Annotated in this window: 17 protein-coding genes; 16 read left to right on the top strand and 1 reads right to left on the bottom strand. The window is 63.5% G+C overall.

Going from position 1 to position 16,997, the window contains the following annotated elements; all coding sequences use genetic code 11:
- Positions 1-188 precede the first annotated feature (188 nt).
- From ACCAA_RS11625 to ACCAA_RS11550, 16 genes are all read left to right on the top strand, one after another.
- On the top strand, positions 189-2,138 hold the full coding sequence (locus tag ACCAA_RS11625) for a DNA topoisomerase IV subunit B (RefSeq protein WP_186407417.1): 1,950 nt from the start codon (positions 189-191) through the stop codon (positions 2,136-2,138).
- Positions 2,139-2,140: 2 nt separating this feature from the next.
- Positions 2,141-4,519, top strand: coding sequence for a DNA topoisomerase IV subunit A (parC, locus tag ACCAA_RS11620; RefSeq protein ID WP_186407416.1), 2,379 nt, complete (start codon positions 2,141-2,143; stop codon positions 4,517-4,519).
- A 57-nt stretch (positions 4,520-4,576) separates the two neighbouring features.
- Entirely contained in the window at positions 4,577-5,068 is a 492-nt protein-coding gene (locus ACCAA_RS11615) for a CreA family protein (protein ID WP_186407415.1), read from the top strand.
- Between the two features lie 2 nt (positions 5,069-5,070).
- Positions 5,071-6,354, top strand: coding sequence for an Eco57I restriction-modification methylase domain-containing protein (locus tag ACCAA_RS11610; RefSeq protein WP_245754545.1), 1,284 nt, complete (start codon positions 5,071-5,073; stop codon positions 6,352-6,354).
- 47 nt (positions 6,355-6,401) lie between these two features.
- Entirely contained in the window at positions 6,402-6,659 is a 258-nt protein-coding gene (locus tag ACCAA_RS11605; protein ID WP_186407414.1) for a ribbon-helix-helix domain-containing protein, read from the top strand.
- The gene (locus ACCAA_RS11600; protein WP_186407413.1) at positions 6,659-7,090 is read left to right on the top strand and encodes a TA system VapC family ribonuclease toxin; all 432 of its coding nucleotides are present in this window, start codon (positions 6,659-6,661) and stop codon (positions 7,088-7,090) included. Before ACCAA_RS11605 ends, ACCAA_RS11600 begins: the two co-directional genes overlap by 1 nt.
- Positions 7,091-7,117: 27 nt before the next feature.
- A complete protein-coding gene (gene gshA / locus ACCAA_RS11595; RefSeq protein ID WP_186407412.1) occupies positions 7,118-8,428 on the top strand; it encodes a glutamate--cysteine ligase in 1,311 nt (436 codons plus the stop codon).
- On the top strand, positions 8,419-9,372 hold the full coding sequence (gene gshB / locus ACCAA_RS11590; protein WP_186407411.1) for a glutathione synthase: 954 nt from the start codon (positions 8,419-8,421) through the stop codon (positions 9,370-9,372). The genes gshA and gshB overlap by 10 nt, the downstream gene beginning before the upstream one ends.
- Positions 9,354-10,391, top strand: a complete 1,038-nt coding sequence (locus ACCAA_RS11585; RefSeq protein ID WP_186407410.1) for an FAD:protein FMN transferase — start codon at positions 9,354-9,356, stop codon at positions 10,389-10,391. Before gshB ends, ACCAA_RS11585 begins: the two co-directional genes overlap by 19 nt.
- Positions 10,392-10,460: 69 nt before the next feature.
- Entirely contained in the window at positions 10,461-10,868 is a 408-nt protein-coding gene (locus ACCAA_RS11580) for a PTS sugar transporter subunit IIA (protein WP_186407409.1), read from the top strand.
- Positions 10,869-10,907: 39 nt separating this feature from the next.
- Complete coding sequence (locus ACCAA_RS11575; RefSeq protein WP_186407408.1) at positions 10,908-11,177, top strand: HPr family phosphocarrier protein; 270 nt, start codon at positions 10,908-10,910, stop codon at positions 11,175-11,177.
- A 7-nt stretch (positions 11,178-11,184) separates the two neighbouring features.
- Positions 11,185-12,927 carry a phosphoenolpyruvate--protein phosphotransferase gene (gene ptsP, locus ACCAA_RS11570; RefSeq protein WP_186407407.1) on the top strand — a complete coding sequence of 581 codons (1,743 nt, stop codon included), beginning with the start codon at positions 11,185-11,187 and terminating at the stop codon, positions 12,925-12,927.
- 31 nt (positions 12,928-12,958) lie between these two features.
- Positions 12,959-14,086: a homoserine O-succinyltransferase MetX gene (gene metX / locus ACCAA_RS11565; RefSeq protein WP_186407406.1), complete on the top strand. Its 1,128-nt coding sequence runs from the start codon at positions 12,959-12,961 to the stop codon at positions 14,084-14,086.
- On the top strand, positions 14,083-14,706 hold the full coding sequence (metW, locus tag ACCAA_RS11560; protein WP_186407405.1) for a methionine biosynthesis protein MetW: 624 nt from the start codon (positions 14,083-14,085) through the stop codon (positions 14,704-14,706). The genes metX and metW overlap by 4 nt, the downstream gene beginning before the upstream one ends.
- Complete coding sequence (locus ACCAA_RS11555; protein WP_186407404.1) at positions 14,706-15,965, top strand: AmpG family muropeptide MFS transporter; 1,260 nt, start codon at positions 14,706-14,708, stop codon at positions 15,963-15,965. The genes metW and ACCAA_RS11555 overlap by 1 nt, the downstream gene beginning before the upstream one ends.
- Positions 15,932-16,663 carry a uracil-DNA glycosylase family protein gene (locus tag ACCAA_RS11550; protein ID WP_186407403.1) on the top strand — a complete coding sequence of 244 codons (732 nt, stop codon included), beginning with the start codon at positions 15,932-15,934 and terminating at the stop codon, positions 16,661-16,663. Before ACCAA_RS11555 ends, ACCAA_RS11550 begins: the two co-directional genes overlap by 34 nt.
- 69 nt (positions 16,664-16,732) lie before the next feature.
- Here ACCAA_RS11550 and ACCAA_RS11545 read toward each other — a convergent pair.
- On the bottom strand, positions 16,733-16,997 hold a 265-nt coding region (locus ACCAA_RS11545; protein ID WP_425394482.1), incomplete at its 5' end, for a type II toxin-antitoxin system VapC family toxin.

Raw genomic sequence — 16,997 nt, 5'->3', positions numbered from 1 at the left:
GTTGTATCTGGTGCAATGCGCTTCGCTTATTGCACCCTACGTGCTGGGTGGCGGACCTGGCGTAGGACGCAATAATCGGTCCCAAGCCAGGGCTTCGGTAGTAAACTCCGCCGCTCGACGCGCCATGGCGTCAGGCCATGCCTGCCATTCCCGATCGGGTCAGGCAGCCTGCTGGAGATTTCTGTTGAATGAGTTATACCGCCGAATCGATCGCTGTCCTCAAGGGACTGGAGCCTGTGCGCCATCGTCCGGGCATGTACACGCGCACCGAATGCCCCTTGCACATCATCCAGGAAGCGATCGACAACGCCGCCGATGAAGCCCTGGGCGGCTATTGCAAGCGCATCAGCGTCATCCTCCACCGCGATCATTCGCTTACCGTGGACGACGACGGCCGCGGCATTCCGGTGGAAATGCACCCGGTCGAAAAGGTGCCGACCGTCGAAGTGGTGTTCACCCGGTTGCACGCCGGCGGTAAATTCAACAAGGACGATGGCGCCTCGGCATACCGCTTCTCGGGCGGTCTGCACGGCGTCGGTGTCTCGGTGACCAATGCCCTGTCCACCCGACTCGAGGTCGAGGTGGTTCGCGACGGCGCTCGCCATCGCATGGCTTTCGCTGGCGGCGAGGTCGTCGAGCCGCTGCAGCGGGTGGCTGATGCGCCGAAGAAAGTGACCGGGACGCGAGTGCGGGCCTGGCCGGACCCGGTCTTCTTCGATTCGCCGACCATTCCGCTGGCCCAACTCGAACGCCTGTTGCGCAGCAAGGCGCTGCTGCTGCCCGGCCTGCAGGTCTCGCTGACCGTCGAGGACGGAGCGACGAGCGAATGGTGTTTCGCCGACGGCATGCTGCAGTATCTCGCCGAGCAGATCGACGGCGAAGCGGTGGCGCCGCTGTTCAGTGGCGAGAAGTACGCCGCCAAAGGCGACGAGAACTTCCCGGTGGGCTCGGGTGCTGCCTGGGCGATCTGCTGGACGGCCGACGGCGGTCTGGCGCGCGAATCGTACGTCAACCTGATTCCGACGCCGGCGGGTGGCACGCACGAGGCGGGTCTGCGGCAGGCGGCGCTCGACGCCATTCGCAGCTTCTCCGAGCACCACGCGCTGCTGCCCAAGGGAGTCAAGCTCGCGGCCGAAGATGTTTTTTCGCGCGCCAGCTTCGTCCTCGCGGTGCGCATGCTCGATCCCTCGTTTCAGGGTCAGACCAAGGAACGGTTGAACTCGCGCGACGCGGTGGCCCTCGTCGCGCGCATGCTGCGCGATCCACTCGAGTTGTGGCTCAACGAGCATCCGGAAGGCGCGAAAAGGATCACCGAACTGGCCATCAGGGCGGCGCAGGCGCGCAGCCGGGCCGGCCAGAAAGTCGAGAAGCGCAAGCAGTCGGGCGTCGCGATCCTGCCCGGCAAGCTCTCGGACTGCCAGAGCGAGGAGATCAGCCGCAACGAGATTTTTCTCGTCGAAGGCGATTCCGCCGGCGGCTCGGCAAAGTCCGGGCGCGACAAGGAGTTGCAGGCGATTCTGCCGCTGCGTGGCAAGGTGTTGAATACCTGGGAGGTCGAAGCCGGCAGCCTGTTTGCCAACCGCGAAGTGCACGATATCGCCGTCGCGCTGGGCATCGATCCGCATCCGGCGAGTGCTGCGGACTCGGTGCTGAACAATCTGCGCTATGGCAAGGTGGTGATCATGACCGATGCCGACGTGGACGGATCGCACATCCGTGTCCTGCTGTGTACGCTCTTCTATCGCCATTTTCCGAAGCTGATCGCCTGCGGCCATCTGTACTTTGCCCAACCGCCGCTGTATCGACTCGATGTGCCCGCCCAGGGCAGGAATCGCCCACCACGCAAGATCTATGCGCTCGACAGTGCCGAGCGTGAAGCGTCGATCGATCGCCTGCGTCTCGAGGGGGTGAAAGCGGAAGCGATCGCCATTTCGCGTTTCAAGGGACTCGGCGAAATGAATCCGGAGCAACTGTGGGAGACGACGATGTCGCCCGATACGCGCCGTCTGATGCGCATCCGGATGCCCGGCAGCGAGGTTGCCAAACCGGTGATGAACATGCTCATGGCCAAGAACGAATCGGCCGGCCGGCGGGCGTGGATGGAAGCAAACGGTGCTCTGATCGGCGCGGAGATTTGACCGTGAAGAAAGGTTCAACGCCCGACCTGTTTGCCGACCTGGTCACCGAGCGACCGCCCGAGCCACCGCGGCCACCGGCAGGACCACCCCCCCCGCCGGGGCCCCCTCTGCCACCGGACGATGACGGCGATGACAGCATTCTGCTGCACGACTCGGCGGCGCGCGACTATCTGGAGTATGCAATCGCCGTCGTCAAGGGCCGCGCGCTGCCGGATGTCAAGGACGGGCTGAAGCCGGTGCAGCGCCGCGTCCTCTTTGCGATGCGCGAACTGGGATTGTCGGCGACGGCCAAGCCGGTCAAATCGGCGCGCGTCGTCGGCGACGTGATCGGCAAGTATCACCCGCACGGCGACACTTCCGCCTATGACGCAATGGTCCGCGTCGCACAACCGTTCATGCTGCGCTACCCACTGGTCGATGGCCAGGGCAACTTTGGCTCGCGTGATGGCGACAACGCTGCGGCGATGCGCTACACCGAAGCGCGCCTGACCACGATCGCCGAACTGCTGCTCGGCGAACTGGGCGAAGGGACCGTCGACTTCCAGCCGAATTACGATGGCTCTTTCGATGAACCGGCTTTCCTGCCGGCGCGTCTGCCTTTCCTGCTCCTCAACGGTGCTTCGGGAATCGCCGTCGGCATGGCCACCGAAATTCCGGCACACAACCTGCGTGAAGTGGCCGCGGCGGCGATCCACAAGATCGAGCACCCGGCAGCCGGCCTCGATGAACTGATGGCCCACATCCCGGGACCCGACTACCCTGGCGGTGGGCAGATCATTTCTGCGCCCGCCGATATCGCCGCTGCCTACGCCAGTGGCCGTGGCAGCCTGCGCGTGCGGGCGCGTTACGCCATCGAGGAGATGGCGCGCGGCGCCTGGCAAGTGGTTTTCAACGAGTTGCCGCCCGGCGTTTCCTCGGCCAGGGTGCTTTCCGAAATCGGTGCGCTGTTCAACCCGCAACCCCGAGCGGGCAAGAAGGCGATCGATCAGTCGGCGGCGCAGTTGAAGGCCTTGATGGCCTCGCAGCTCGACCGCGCACGCGATGAGTCGGGCAAGGACGACGACGTGCGGCTGGTCTTTGAACCGAGCAGTTCGCGCCTCGACCGCAACGAGTTCGTGGCGCTGCTGTTGACCCATACCAGCCTCGAAACCTCGGCGTCGATCAACCTGGTCGCGGTCGGCATCAACGGTCGGCCGTGCCAGAAATCGCTGACCGACCTGATCGGCGAATGGTGCACTTTCCGCATCCGGACGGTGCACCGGCGCACCGAATTCCGCCTGCAGAAGGCCGATGACCGGATCCACATCCTCGAAGGCCGCCACATCGTCTTCCTCAACATCGACGAGGTAATCCGCATCATCCGCCAGGCCGACGATCCGAAAGCGGCGCTGATCGAGCGCTTCGCACTGTCCGATCGTCAGGCCGAGGACATCCTGGAAATCCGCTTGCGCCAGTTGGCCCGCCTCGAGGGGATCAGGATCGAGCAGGAACTGGACAAGCTGCGCGGCGAGCGCGCGGGACTGCTCAAGCTTCTGGCCAGCGACGCTCTGCTGCGCCGGCAGGTGATCAGGGAAATCAAGGCCGACGCCGAGAAGCATGGCGACGCGCGACGAACAATCATCCTGGCGGCAACGACTGCTTCGCGCTCGGAAGTCGCTGCCGTCGCCGACGAACCGGTGACCGTGATCATCTCCGAAAAGGGTTGGGCACGCGTTCGGCAGGGGCACGGTCTGGATCTCTCTGCCGTCGTTTTCAAGGATGGTGACCGCGCCGGTTCGGCGCAGGAATGTCGTTCGGTCGATTCGCTGGTGATCCTGTCGAGCGAAGGGCGCGCTTTCACCGTCGCCATCGCCAGCCTTCCCGACGGTCGCGGGATGGGAGCGCCATTGTCATCGTTCGTCGACCTTGGTGGCGGGAAGATCGCGCATGTGCTCACCGGCCGGCCCGAGGACGAACTGTTGGTCGCCAAGACATCGGGCTACGGTTTCATCTGCACTTACGGCGATCTCTTGTCGCGCCAGAAGGCCGGCAAGGCCTTTCTCGCCGTCGAAGACGGCGCCACCATCCTGCCGCCGGTGCGCCTGGCCGGCAAGGACCACCTGGCGGCATTGTCGGAAGACGGCCGCCTGCTCGTTTTTCCGCGCGACCAGATGAAGCGTTTGGTCAGTGGCAAGGGTGTCCAGATCATCGGCTTGCGCGATGCCGAATCGCTGCGCGCGGTAGTCGCCGCGCAAGGACCCAGGGTGACCATCAAGGGGATGGTGCGTAACCGGATCAAGACGCTGCTCTCTGAGGACCGGCATCTGGCCCTGCGCGCCCGGCGTGGGTCGCCGGTCGGGCAGATGACCCAGGTGACGCTGGAAGCGTACCCGGAACCCTGATCGCCAAGCGCCCGCGCGTGGGCTATCGTTACCTGCTGACCTGGAAGGAGAGAGAAAATGATCACCACTGCACACCGTAGCCCTGGCTGGACGGGGACGGCGACCGTCTGTCTGGCGCTTGTCGTGTGGGCAACGCCGGCACTTGCCGAGCAGGTCGGTTGTGTGACCACCGAGTGGAAGCTGGTCGGCGCCAACCACCGCGTCTGCGTCGAGAGTTTTGCCGACCCCAAGGTGCCGGGTGTGACCTGCCACGTCAGCCAGGCGAAAACCGGCGGAGTCAGCGGTTCGTTCGGCCTCGCCCAGGATCCCTCGCAGTTTTCGCTCGCTTGCCGGCAGACCGGGCCGATCACCTTGCCCGCCAAGCTGGCGAAAGAAGCCACCGTGTTCTCCGAAGACACTTCGGTGTTGTTCAAGGAGACGCGTGTCGTCAGAATGTGGGACGAGGCCAACAAGACGCTGATCTATCTGGCGATCAGCCGCAAGCTGATTGATGGTGCGCCGGCAAACAGCATTTCGACGGTCCCGGTAATGCCCTGGGGGGGGCGCTGACGGTGAGCGAAGCGACTCAGCCTGGTCACTGCCAGCCAGCACCGGCCGAGTGCGACGTCAGTGGCCTTGGCCAGGTGTTCACCCCGCCGGCGATCGTCGAAGCCATGCTCGCTCTGGTCCGCAATCGCGGCCGCGTGCTCGAGCCGGCTTGTGGCGACGGGGCATTCCTGCAGCATTTTCCGTTTGCGGTCGGTATCGAGATCGATCCGCGGCACGCGCCACCGGGTGCGCGGGTGATGGACTTCTTCAGTCTCTCGGAAGGAGAGTCTTTCGCCACCATCATCGGCAATCCGCCCTATGTGCGCTACCAGGATATGGCATCCGGGACGCGCCAGCGCGTGCCGAGCAGCGTTCTCGACGGGCGCGCAAACCTGTACCTGTTTTTCGTCGAGAAGTGCCTTCGCCATCTGGCGCCGGGTGGTGAGCTCGTCTTCATCACGCCGCGCGACTTTCTCAAGGCCACTTCGGCCATACCGCTCAATCGCTTGCTGCATGCGGCGGGAACGATCACCGACTTCGTTGACCTCGGCGATTCGCGACTGTTTGCCGGAGCAGCGCCGAACTGCGCCATCTGGCGTTTCGAAAACGGCAACTTTTCCCGGTTGACGCGTTACGCCGCACAGGGCGTGGCTGACGGCATCGCCGGCCTGGGACGACTACGGTGGGAGGAGCGCCATTTCGTCGAGAGTGGCGGGCACCTCTTGTTCACCCGTGGCGACTATGCGCTGCACCTGGCGGACATCGCCTTCGTCAAGGTCGGAGCGGTGTCCGGAGCTGACGATCTCTACGCCAGTGATGTCCATGGCAATCGCAGCTTCGTGTGCTCGGCAACGGTGGCCAGCGGGGAGACCCGGCGCATGCTCTGGTGCCTGCCGGGAGCGCCACCGCCGGCGGCCCTGCTGGCGCACAAGGCCAGGTTGATGGCGCGCCGCATTCGCTCCTTTGACGAGACCAACTGGTGGCAATGGGGGCGCGGCTATCATCAGTCCGCAGAGCCGCGCGTGTACGTGAATAACAAGACGCGCCGTCCGCAGCCGTTCTTCGTCCACCCTTGCACGCACTACGACGGAGCGGTACTGGCGATCTTTCCGCGTGACCCTGCGGTCGCGGTGCAGGCGCTGGCCGCAGCACTCAATGGTGTCGACTGGGACGACCTGGGTTTTGTCTGCGACGGGCGTTTTCTTTTCAATCAGCGCAGTCTCGAGCAGACGCCGCTGCCCGAGTCGTTCCGCGCTTTCCTGCCCAAGAGCGGTGTCGAGCCGCCACGTATTGAGCTGATTGACTGATGTGATAGAATCAACTCATCAACTCATCAACGATGCAGGTGTCCGGAATGAGAACCACTTTGGATATTGACGACGATGTGCTCGCGGCGGCCAAGGAATTGGCTGGGCGGCGGCGGCTGTCGGCCGGTCAGGTGGTCTCTCAGTTGCTGCGCCAGGCGCTGACCGGGCAGGGAGCACCGACATTGCCTGCCGGCAGCGCTGCATCGGACGTCCTCCCGGTGGCTGGATTTCGGCCCTTCCCGGCCGGCACGGCGGTGGTTACCAACGACGAGGTCAATGCCCTTCGGGAAAAAGAGGGTGTGTGATGCGCGCCCTGCTGGATGTCAATGTCTTGATTGCTCTACTCGACGGGGGCCATCTCCATCATCGCCTGAGCCGCGAGTGGCTGGCCGGTCACCTTGATGCAGGCTGGGCTTCGTGTCCATTGACCCAGAACGGGTGTATTCGCATTCTTTCGCAGCCGGCCTACCCCAATAGTGTGCCGGTGGCCAGAGTTGCCGAGCGCTTGGCAGAGGCCGCGCAACACCTGGCCCATGCCTTTTGGCCGGATTCCATTAGCCTGTTGCAAGCGGATCGCGTAATGTGGGGTCGCTTGCTGAGTTCGCGGCAGGTGACGGACGCCTACTTGCTGGCCCTGGCGGTCGAGCGGGGAGGGCGCTTGGTCACCCTGGACCGTGGCGTTCCCCTGGCCGCCGTCAAAGGTGCGCAGTCCAAGCACTTGGTGGTGCTGTCGTAAGAGTTCTGCCAAAAAGGAGATGAATCAATGGTTCCACGCCTGAACACGGCCTTCAGCGGTCCGCTGCTCGAGATCGAGCGCTGCTTCCTCGACGCCATGCCGGAGATCGAACGCTGGTTGCGTGGTCAGTGGCAGGAACATACGCCGCCCTTTTACGGCTCGGTCGACCTGCGTAATAGCGGCTTCAAGCTGGCTCCGGTGGACATGAATCTCTTTCCCGGCGGATTCAACAATCTCGACGCCAGTTTTCTGCCGCTTTGCGTGCAGGCCGCGGTGACCCTGATCGACCGGATCTGCCCGGATGCCAAGAGGCTGTTGCTGATTCCCGAGAACCACACGCGCAACCTGTTCTACTTGCAGAACGTGGCGCAGCTTGCCGCCATCCTGCGCCTGACCGGCCTCGAGGTACGCCTCGGATCGCTGCTGCCGGAGATCGACAAACCGACACCGATCGAACTACCCGACGGAACGACGCTGCTCCTCGAACCCCTGGTCCGCAGTCGCTATCGGCTCGGACTGGCAGGCTTCGAGCCGTGTGCGGTCCTGCTGAACAACGATCTCTCGGCCGGCATTCCGCAAATCCTGCAGAATCTCCACGAGCAGGTGGTGCTACCCCCCTTGCACGCCGGCTGGGCCGTGCGCCGCAAGTCGAATCACTTTGCGGCCTACGACGAGGTCGCTGGCGACTTCGCCCGTCTGGTCGGCATCGACCCGTGGCGGATCAATCCCTATTTTTCGGTGTGTGACAGCGTCAACTTTCACGAGCGGCAGGGCGAGGAGTGCCTGGCGGCCAACGTCGACGCGGTTCTCGAGCTGATCCGCGAGAAATACAAGCAGTACGGCATCGAAGAGCCTCCTTACGTGGTCGTCAAAGCGGATGCCGGCACCTATGGCATGGGAGTCATGACGGTCAAGGATGCGGCCCAGGTGACCGGCCTCAATCGGCGGCAGCGCAACAAGATGTCGGTGATCAAGGAAGGCCTGGCCGTGTCGCAGGTGATCATCCAGGAAGGCGTGTACAGCGACGAGGTGGTGGGTAGCGGCAAGCAGGAAGGCGTCGCCGAACCCGTGGTCTACATGATCGACCGCTTTGTCGTCGGCGGTTTCTACCGCGTGCATAGTGGGCGAGGTCGCGACGAAAACCTCAACGCGCCGGGGATGCACTTCGAGCGACTCGCTTTCGAGACCAGTTGTTCGTTGCCCGATCAGTGTCAGGATCCGGACGCGGCGCCGAACAGGTTCTACACCTATGGCGTGGTCGCCCGCCTGGCCCAACTCGCCGCTTCGCTGGAACTCGAGCGGACGGCACCCGTGGAGGAGCAGGTCTCATGCGCATAGCATTCGTGATCGATCCGCTCCCGTCGCTCAAGGCGTACAAGGACTCGAGCATCGCGATGATGCGTGCCGCTCAGGCGCGTGGGCACGCGGTGTGGACGATTCAGCAGGGGGCGCTGCACCTGTCGGTTCTGCACGGGGTGTGCGCTGAGGCGGTGCATCTCGAAATGCTGGCCGACGACCACGACTGGTTCGTCGAGATCGACCGCCACATCGTTGCGCTGCGCGATTTCGGCGCCGTGTTGATGCGCAAGGATCCCCCATTCGACTTCGAATACGTCACCAGCACCTGGTTGCTCGAGCGGGCCGAAGCGGAGGGCGCGCGGGTTTTCAATCGGCCGCAGGCCTTGCGCGACCACTCCGAGAAGTTGTCCGTCGCCGAGTTCGCGCAGTTTTCGGTGCCCACGCTGGTGGCTCGTGACGCTGGCCTGATCCAGGCGTTTATCGACCTCGAACGCGACACGATCCTGAAGCCGCTCGAAGGCATGGGTGGAAGCGAGGTCTTTCGCGTTCGCCACGATGACCCGAACCGCAACGTGATCATCGAGATGCTGACCCACCATGGCGCGCGTACGATCATGGCCCAGCGCCACATCGCCGAGATCGTCGATGGCGACAAGCGGATCCTGCTCGTTGGCGATAAATTCGTTCCTTACTGTCTGGCGCGTATCCCGAAAGCGGGCGAGACGCGCGGCAACCTGGCTGCCGGTGGCCGTGGTGTCGCTCGCGAGCTGACTGCCCGTGACCGCGAGATCGCCAGCACGCTGGCCCCTGTGCTGGCCGCCCGCGGCTTGTTGCTGGTCGGTCTCGACGTGATCGGCGACTGGTTGACCGAAATCAACGTCACCAGCCCGACATGCATGGTTGAAATCGCCGAACAGACCGGCTTTGACGCCGCAGAGATGTTGATCGCCGCGCTGGAGCGTGCGTGCGCGGTAGCCGTCTAGGCCTGCTCATCATTGTGTTCTGCGCGCTGGCGGCGTGCAGCCGGGCGCCGCTGCATCATCAGGAAGCCTTCGTTTTCGGTACCCGCGTCGAAGTGCTGATTGCCGGGCTGCCCGAGGCCGAGGCGCGACCCGCGGCGGCAGCGGTGCTGCGCGAGTTTGACCGCCTGCATCGCACCTACCACGCCTGGAAGCCGTCCGAACTGAGCGCGCTGAACGACGCCATCGCGGCTGGCAGGCCGCAGCCGGTGACCGCGGAGATGGCGGCGCTGATCGCCGCCGCGCAGCGTTTGGCGCTGGCCGGTGACGGGCTCTTCGACCCCGGCATTGGTCGTCTGATCGCTCTGTGGGGTTTTCAGTCCGACGAAATGCCGTCGACGATGCCGGACGCCGGCGCGCTGGCTGCCTGGCGGGCGGCGCGCCCCGGAATCGCCGACCTGCGGCTTGACGACCATGTGGTCAGCAGTCGCCAGCCTGCGGTCGCGCTAGACTTCGGTGGCTATCTGAAGGGCGTTGCGCTCGACCGTGCGGCGAGTATCCTGAAGGAGCAGGGGGTGCACAACGCGCTGATCAACATTGGCGGCAATGTCATGGCCCTGGGCAGCAAGAATGGCCAGCGCTGGCGCGTCGGCATCCAGCATCCGCGCCAGCCAGGCCCGCTGGCGACGCTTGAACTCAACGATGGCGAGGCGATCGGCACCTCGGGCGATTATCAGCGATTCTTCGAGGTCGACGGCAGACGTTACTGTCATCTGCTTGACCCGCGCAGCGGTCAGCCACCGATGCACACGCAGGCGCTCACTGTACTGATCACCCCAGGGGTAGCCGCCGGCACGCTCTCCGACGTCGCCTCCAAGCCCCTGTTCATCGCCGGCAGTGACTGGCCACGTCTGGCGCGCCAGATGAAAGTCGACCACGTTCTGCGCGTCGATGCCGAAGGCCGCTTGCAGGTCAGCAGTGCCATGCAGCGTCGCCTCGACTATGTCGGCGGTCAGCCTAAAGATCTCGTCGTGATCCCATGACCGTTCGCCGATGCTGCCGAGCGACGCGGAATCCCTTAGAATGGCGGCCTGTACTGAGGGGTGGGTGCAATGATCGGTATTCTGCTGGTAACGCATGGCTCGTTCGGTGAAAGTCTGATCCAGAACGTCTGTCACGTGCTCAATAAACGTCCGCCACTGATCGCGCAACTTGGTGTCGCGGCGCAGGATGATCCGCTCGATATTCTGCCGCTGGCTCGCCTGCTGCTGAAGGAGGTGGACGGGGGCGAAGGCGTGCTGGTGATGACCGACGTCTTCGGTGCGACGCCGGGCAATCTGGCGCTCAAGCTGCTCGAACCGGGGCGTATCGAAGGCGTTGCCGGAGTCAGTCTGCCGATGTTGCTGCGCGCCCTGACGTATCGCGAGAAGGGGATGGAAACGATGCTCCAGAAGGCGGTCAGCGGCGCTCGTGATGGCGTCATGAAGCTGCCCCCGCCGCCGGGGCACGAGGAGCCATAGAATCAAGAATCAAGAGGACGACGATAATGGGAGCCTGGAATGGTACGAGCTGAAGCTGCGATCCTCAACAAACTGGGGCTGCACGCCCGTGCGTCGGCGAAGCTGACCCAACTCGCCAGCAGCTTTGCCAGCGATGTCTGGATGGAGAAAGGGCCGCGCCGCATCAACGCCAAGAGCATCATGGGAGTCATGATGCTGGCTGCCGGCAAGGGGGCAACGGTGCTCGTCGAGACCACCGGAAGCGACGAACAGGCGGCCAACGAGGCGATCCTCGAACTGATCGCCGCCAGGTTCGGCGAGGCTGAGTGAGCGCATCATGAGTTTTACGCTGCACGGTCTGCCCGTTTCCGCGGGCATTGCGATCGGCCAGGCGCACCTGATGTCGCACGCCACGCTCGAGGTGTCGCACCTGGTCATTGCCCCGCGCCTGGTGGATAAGGAAGTAGCGCGCTTCGAGGTCGCATTGGCACGGGTTCGCGAGGAGTTCGCCAGCCTCAAGGAGCGCACACAGCATAGCTCGGCGGAATTCGGCGCCTTCATCGACCTGCATACGATGATCCTCTCCGATCCCGAGTTGGCGGAAACGCCCAAGCAATTGATCCGCGAACGGCGCTGCAATGCCGAATGGGCCTTGGTGCAGCAGATGGAGATCCTGGTCGATCAGTTCGAGCGTTTCGACGATCAGTACCTGCGCGAGCGCAGTTATGACGTGCGGCAGGTCGTCGAACGGGTGATCAAGGAACTTGTCGGTCAGCCGGGCCGGATGTCGCTGCGAACGGGCAAGGGAATCAAGGAAGAGAATCTGATCGTCGTCGCGCATGACTTGTCGCCGGCCGATGTCATTGCCTACAAGGAGCATCATTTCGCCGCCTTCGTCACCGATGTCGGCGGCTCGACATCGCATACCGCGATTCTGGCGCGCAGCCTGCGTATTCCGGCGGTATTGGGGCTACTCAACGCGCGCCAACTGATCCGCGACCACGAAGTGCTGATTGTCGACGGCACGCGAGGCGTGCTGATCGTCAACCCCGATAGTCGCGTGCTTGAGGAGTACCGGCTCAGGAAAAGCCAGATCCAGCTCGAACGTACCAAACTCAGGCGCCTCAAGACCGCCAACTCGGTCACTCTCGACGGGGTAGACATTGCTTTGCATGCCAACATCGAACTGCCGGGTGATGTCGCTGATGCGCTCGATGGCGGCGCAGAAGGGATCGGCCTTTTTCGCACCGAGTTCCTGTTTCTCGATCGCGGCGACATGCCGACCGAGGACGAACAGTTCGAGGCCTACCGAACGGTGGTCAAGGGCATGGGTGGCCGGCCGGTCACCATCCGCACTTTCGATCTGGGTTACGACAAGGATCTGCATCCGGGAAAGGTGATTGGTGATCGCCTGCAGAGCAATCCGGCGTTGGGGCTACGCGCCATCCGGCTGTCGCTGGCCGAGCCAAAAATGTTCCACACGCAATTGCGCGCCCTCTTGCGGGCGTCCAACTGCGGCAAGATCAAGCTGATGATTCCGATGCTGTCGCAGGCCCACGAGATCGATCAGACGCTGGCGGCCATCGCGCGGGCCAAAGCGAGCTTGCGCGCCGAGCGGGTTCCCTTCGATGAAACGATCCAGGTCGGCGCGATGATCGAGATCCCGGCGGCGGCTCTGGCCATAGGCCTCTTTCTACGGCGGATGAATTTCCTGTCGATCGGGACCAACGACCTGATCCAGTATACGCTGGCCATCGATCGCAGCGATGAACAGGTGGCGCAGCTCTACGACCCCCTGCACCCAGCGGTGTTGATGCTGCTGGCGCACACCATCGCCAGCGCTGAAAAGGTTGACATCCCGGTTTCCATCTGCGGCGAACTGGCGGGTGATCCCTCGCTGACGCGCCTGCTGCTCGGTATGGGTCTACGTCAGTTCTCGATGCATCCGGCTCAGATCCTGTTGGTCAAGCAGAAGATCATGCAGAGCAACTGCGCGGAACTGGCACCCATCGTTCGCCGCCTGTTGCGCCACGAAGAGCCGGCGAAGATTCGCGAGCAACTCGACAAGCTCAACGCTTGAATTGACTGCCCTTGTGACCGATACGATAGCGATGTCATCAGAGAATTCTGTCGGCGTGGTGGCGCCGCAGCGAGCGCACTTCAACGAGCCGCTGACGCTCAAGAGCGGTGCCCGTTTGCCCGGCTTCGAACTGGTTTTCGAAACCTATGGCACGCTCAACGCTGAACATGCCAACGCGGTGCTGGTTTGCCACGCGCTTTCAGGTAGCCATCACGTGGCGGGTACTTACGCTGACGACCCGGAAAGCATCGGCTGGTGGGACAACCTGGTCGGTCCGGGCAAGCCGCTCGACACCCGGAAATTCTTCGTCGTCGGGGTCAACAACCTCGGCGGTTGCTATGGTTCGACCGGTCCGCTGTCGATCAATCCGGACACCGGCAAGCGTTTCGGCGCCGATTTTCCGCTGGTCACGGTTGAGGACTGGGTCGCGGCGCAGGCCCGCCTGGCTGACCATCTTGGCATCCGTACCTGGGCGGCAGTGATCGGCGGCAGCCTCGGCGGCATGCAGGCGATCGAATGGTCAGTGCAGTTGCCGGACCGCATTCGGCACGCGATGGTCATCGCTTCGGCGCCCAAACTGTCGGCGCAGAACATCGCTTTCAATGAGGTGGCGCGGCAGGCGATCATCTCCGATCCCGATTTTCATGGCGGTTACTACGCCGACCATGGCGTCGTCCCGACCACGGGCTTGCGTCTGGCGCGCATGGTGGGCCACATCACTTACCTGTCGGACAGCCAGATGGCCGAGAAATTTGGCCGTCAGTTGCGCCATGGAGAGCACAAGTTCAGCTACGACGTCGATTTCGAGATCGAGTCCTATCTGCGCTACCAGGGCAACAAGTTTGCCGGTTACTTCGACGCCAATACCTATCTGATGATGACCAAGGCGCTCGATTACTTTGATCCCGCCTACGGCTACGAGGGCCAGTTGGCGGCGGCGCTGGCGCGCGCCAGGGCAAGCTTTTTCGTCGCCAGTTTTTCCACCGACTGGCGGTTCGCACCGGCGCGTTCGCGGGAGATTGTCTTTGCGCTGCTGCACAACCGCCTGCACGTCGTTTACGCCGAGATCGAGTGCGACGCCGGCCACGACTCGTTTCTGCTCGCCGACCCACACTACCATGACCTGCTGCGCGCCTATCTGGAGAACATCGCCGTATGACCGAGCAGGAGAGGAGAGTCAAGGCCGAGCAGCGCGAGCGTTTCGACTTTGCCGTGATCGCCAACTGGATTCCGCCCGGTGAACGCGTTCTCGACCTCGGTTGTGGTGACGGTCGGCTCCTTCGTTACCTGAGCGACACGCGCGACGTATCCGGCTACGGCGTCGAGATCGACCAGGAAAGCGTTCTCTGGTGTATCCGCAACGGCGTTGATGTGATCCAGATGGACATCGAATGCGGGCTTTCCGGCTTTGAGGATCGTTCCTTCGATCACGTGATCATCTCGCAGGCGCTGCAGACGATGCACGCCACCGAAGGCATCCTCACCGAGATGCTGCGCGTCGCTGAAGAGGCGGTGGTCAGCTTCCCCAATTTTGCCTATCGCAGCAATCGGGAGGCCATTGCCGCGGGGCATATGCCGGTGTCCGAAGACTTGCCCTATGACTGGTTCGATACGCCGAACGTGCGCTTTTTCACGATCGCTGATTTCGAGCAACTGTGCGCCCGGCTCGACATCGATATTCGCGAGCGACTGGCTTTCGACGAGGTAGGGCGCGAGGTGTCGATTGATCCCAATCTAAACGGTAGTCTGGCCTTTTATCGGCTTGGCCGACGATCTTGATGCCCGCCTGGCTGCGCCCGCTGCTGACCAGGCGGATGCTGATCTGCGTGTTCACGGGTTTCAGTTCGGGCTTGCCGCTCTACCTGCTGCTCAATCTGTTGCCGGTATGGTTGCGCAGCGAAGGGGTCGATCTCAAGACCATCGGTTTTTTCGCGCTGATCCAGTTCCCCTACACGTGGAAATTCCTCTGGGCGCCGGCGCTGGATCGCTTTCGCCTGCCGCTCGGTCGTCGGCGTGGCTGGATGCTCCTCTCCCAGGTCGGCCTGCTCTTGTCGATCGGCCTGCTCGGCGGTTTCTCGCCGGCCACTAGCCTCACCCCGGTGATCTGGCTGTCGGTTGTCCTGGCCTTCCTGTCAGCGACGCAGGATGTGGCGCTGGACGCCTTTCGGCGCGAGATTCTCAGCGATTCCGAACTCGGTCTAGGCAACTCGGTGCATGTGAACGCCTACCGCATTGCCGGTCTGGTGCCGGGATCGCTGTCGCTGATTCTTGCCGATCTCATTCCCTGGGCAGAAGTCTTCTGGATTACCGCCGCTTTCATGCTGCCGGGAATGGTGATGGTTCTGCTGGTCAGCGAACCGGTCGTCATCGGCGCGGCGAAAACCTTGCGCCAGGCCGTGGTCGAGCCCTTTGACGAGTTCATTGGCCGTCAGGGCTGGCGAGGCGCGCTGCTGGTGCTGTCGTTCATTTTCCTCTACAAGCTGGGCGATTCGCTGTGCACCGCGCTGGCGACGGTTTTTTACCTCGACATGGGTTTCAAGAAGACCGACATCGGCCTGATCGCCAAGCACGCGGGCCTCTGGCCGGCGGTAATCGGTGGCCTGCTCGGTGGCCTGTGGATGGTGCGCCTGGGAATCAATCGCGCGCTGTGGCTGTTCGGCGTCGTGCAACTCGTTTCGATTCTTGGTTTTGCCTGGCTCGCCTGGCTTGGGCCGCAGACGGTCATTGGCGCCGACCAACGCCTGGCGCTGGCGGCCGTCATCGGCGTCGAGGCGCTCGGCGTCGGCCTCGGCACCGCGGCCTTTGTCGCCTTCATTGCGCGCAGCACGCACCCCGCCTACACGGCCACGCAATTTGCCCTGTTCACCAGCCTGGCCGCTGTTCCCAGGACCTTCATGAACGCCAGCGCCGGCGTACTGGTGAACTCGATCGGCTGGGTCAGTTTCTTTCTGCTCTGTTTCGTGCTCGCTGCACCGGGAATGCTGCTGCTCTTGAAAGTTGCGCCATGGCACTCGACTCCGCCGTCGCTGCGCAACTGATCGGCGCCGCCCGGCTGCTTTCGGCAACGCTGGCGAGGCACAGCTTCTCGCCGCCGGTCAGCCACGTCTACGATCCACTGACTTACGCCTGGGCAGCGCACGAGTCATACCTGCACCGCTACGGCGCGACCACCCGGCGGGTGGTTTTTCTGGGAATGAACCCCGGCCCTTTCGGGATGGTCCAGTGCGGCGTTCCTTTTGGCGAGATCGCCGCGGTACGCGACTGGTTGTCGATCGACTGCGAAGTGCGCAAACCCGCCGTGGAGAATCCCTCGCGGCCGATCGAAGGCTTTGCCTGTGCTCGCTCGGAGGTCAGCGGGCGGCGCCTGTGGGGATTGTTCCGCGAGCGCTTCGGAACCGCCGAAGTGTTCTTTGCCGAGCACTTTGTGGCCAACTATTGCCCGCTGGCTTTCTTCGACCACGGCCGCAATCTGACGCCGGACAAGCTGCCGGCGGCCGAAGCAGCTCCGCTCCATGCCGCCTGCGACGCGCATCTGAAGACTCTGGTCGCCGCGCTGCAGCCCGAATGGGTGATTGGCGTCGGCGCTTTTGCCCAAGCGCGCGCCGCCGCGGTGTTGGCGGGGACCAGCGTCAAGACAGGGCGCGTGCTGCATCCGAGTCCAGCCAGCCCGATCGCCAATCGAGGCTGGGCGGAAGCGGCGACGCGGCAACTCTGCGCGCTGGGCGTCTGGGTTTGACGCCTGCTCTTGCAGGAAACTGCCAACGGACGAACCGCCTTCTTCTCTTTGCGACCATCAGCCTTCCTGCTAAAGGATTCTGACCCCGGGCAAGCCATCCATGCGCCGATCGAACGTGATCGTCTCTTCACAGCCGGCTTGCCGCGCTTTGGTAACGATCAGACAGTCGGGAAAACCGGTGCGGCCTGTCTCGAAGAGCCCCAGTGCGCTGCGAACCGCCGAAGCGGATTCAAAGCGAACGGTGGAGTTGTCGAGCAGGGCACGTACCGCGCGGGCGATACCACCCCGCTTCAGGTTGTAGCTTCGTTCGAGCGGATCTTCCTCCAGCCAGCAA

The sequence above is a fragment of the Candidatus Accumulibacter aalborgensis genome (assembly GCF_900089955.1).
Classification (GTDB): domain Bacteria; phylum Pseudomonadota; class Gammaproteobacteria; order Burkholderiales; family Rhodocyclaceae; genus Accumulibacter; species Accumulibacter aalborgensis.
This window is presented reverse-complemented; position numbering and strand designations above follow the sequence as displayed.

Bases quoted from the DNA above. Each gene is read 5' to 3' on its own strand.
- ACCAA_RS11550 (WP_186407403.1), top strand. From the start codon at position 15,932: ATGGCACTCGACTCCGCCGTCGCTGCGCAACTGATCGGCGCCGCCCGG.
- gshA (WP_186407412.1), top strand. From the start codon at position 7,118: ATGGTTCCACGCCTGAACACGGCCTTCAGCGGTCCGCTGCTCGAGATC.
- ACCAA_RS11625 (WP_186407417.1), top strand. From the start codon at position 189: ATGAGTTATACCGCCGAATCGATCGCTGTCCTCAAGGGACTGGAGCCT.
- gshB (WP_186407411.1), top strand. From the start codon at position 8,419: ATGCGCATAGCATTCGTGATCGATCCGCTCCCGTCGCTCAAGGCGTAC.
- ACCAA_RS11575 (WP_186407408.1), top strand. From the start codon at position 10,908: ATGGTACGAGCTGAAGCTGCGATCCTCAACAAACTGGGGCTGCACGCC.
- ACCAA_RS11600 (WP_186407413.1), top strand. From the start codon at position 6,659: ATGCGCGCCCTGCTGGATGTCAATGTCTTGATTGCTCTACTCGACGGG.
- metX (WP_186407406.1), top strand. From the start codon at position 12,959: ATGTCATCAGAGAATTCTGTCGGCGTGGTGGCGCCGCAGCGAGCGCAC.
- ACCAA_RS11605 (WP_186407414.1), top strand. From the start codon at position 6,402: ATGAGAACCACTTTGGATATTGACGACGATGTGCTCGCGGCGGCCAAG.
- metW (WP_186407405.1), top strand. From the start codon at position 14,083: ATGACCGAGCAGGAGAGGAGAGTCAAGGCCGAGCAGCGCGAGCGTTTC.
- ACCAA_RS11615 (WP_186407415.1), top strand. From the start codon at position 4,577: ATGATCACCACTGCACACCGTAGCCCTGGCTGGACGGGGACGGCGACC.
- ACCAA_RS11555 (WP_186407404.1), top strand. From the start codon at position 14,706: ATGCCCGCCTGGCTGCGCCCGCTGCTGACCAGGCGGATGCTGATCTGC.
- ptsP (WP_186407407.1), top strand. From the start codon at position 11,185: ATGAGTTTTACGCTGCACGGTCTGCCCGTTTCCGCGGGCATTGCGATC.
- ACCAA_RS11580 (WP_186407409.1), top strand. From the start codon at position 10,461: ATGATCGGTATTCTGCTGGTAACGCATGGCTCGTTCGGTGAAAGTCTG.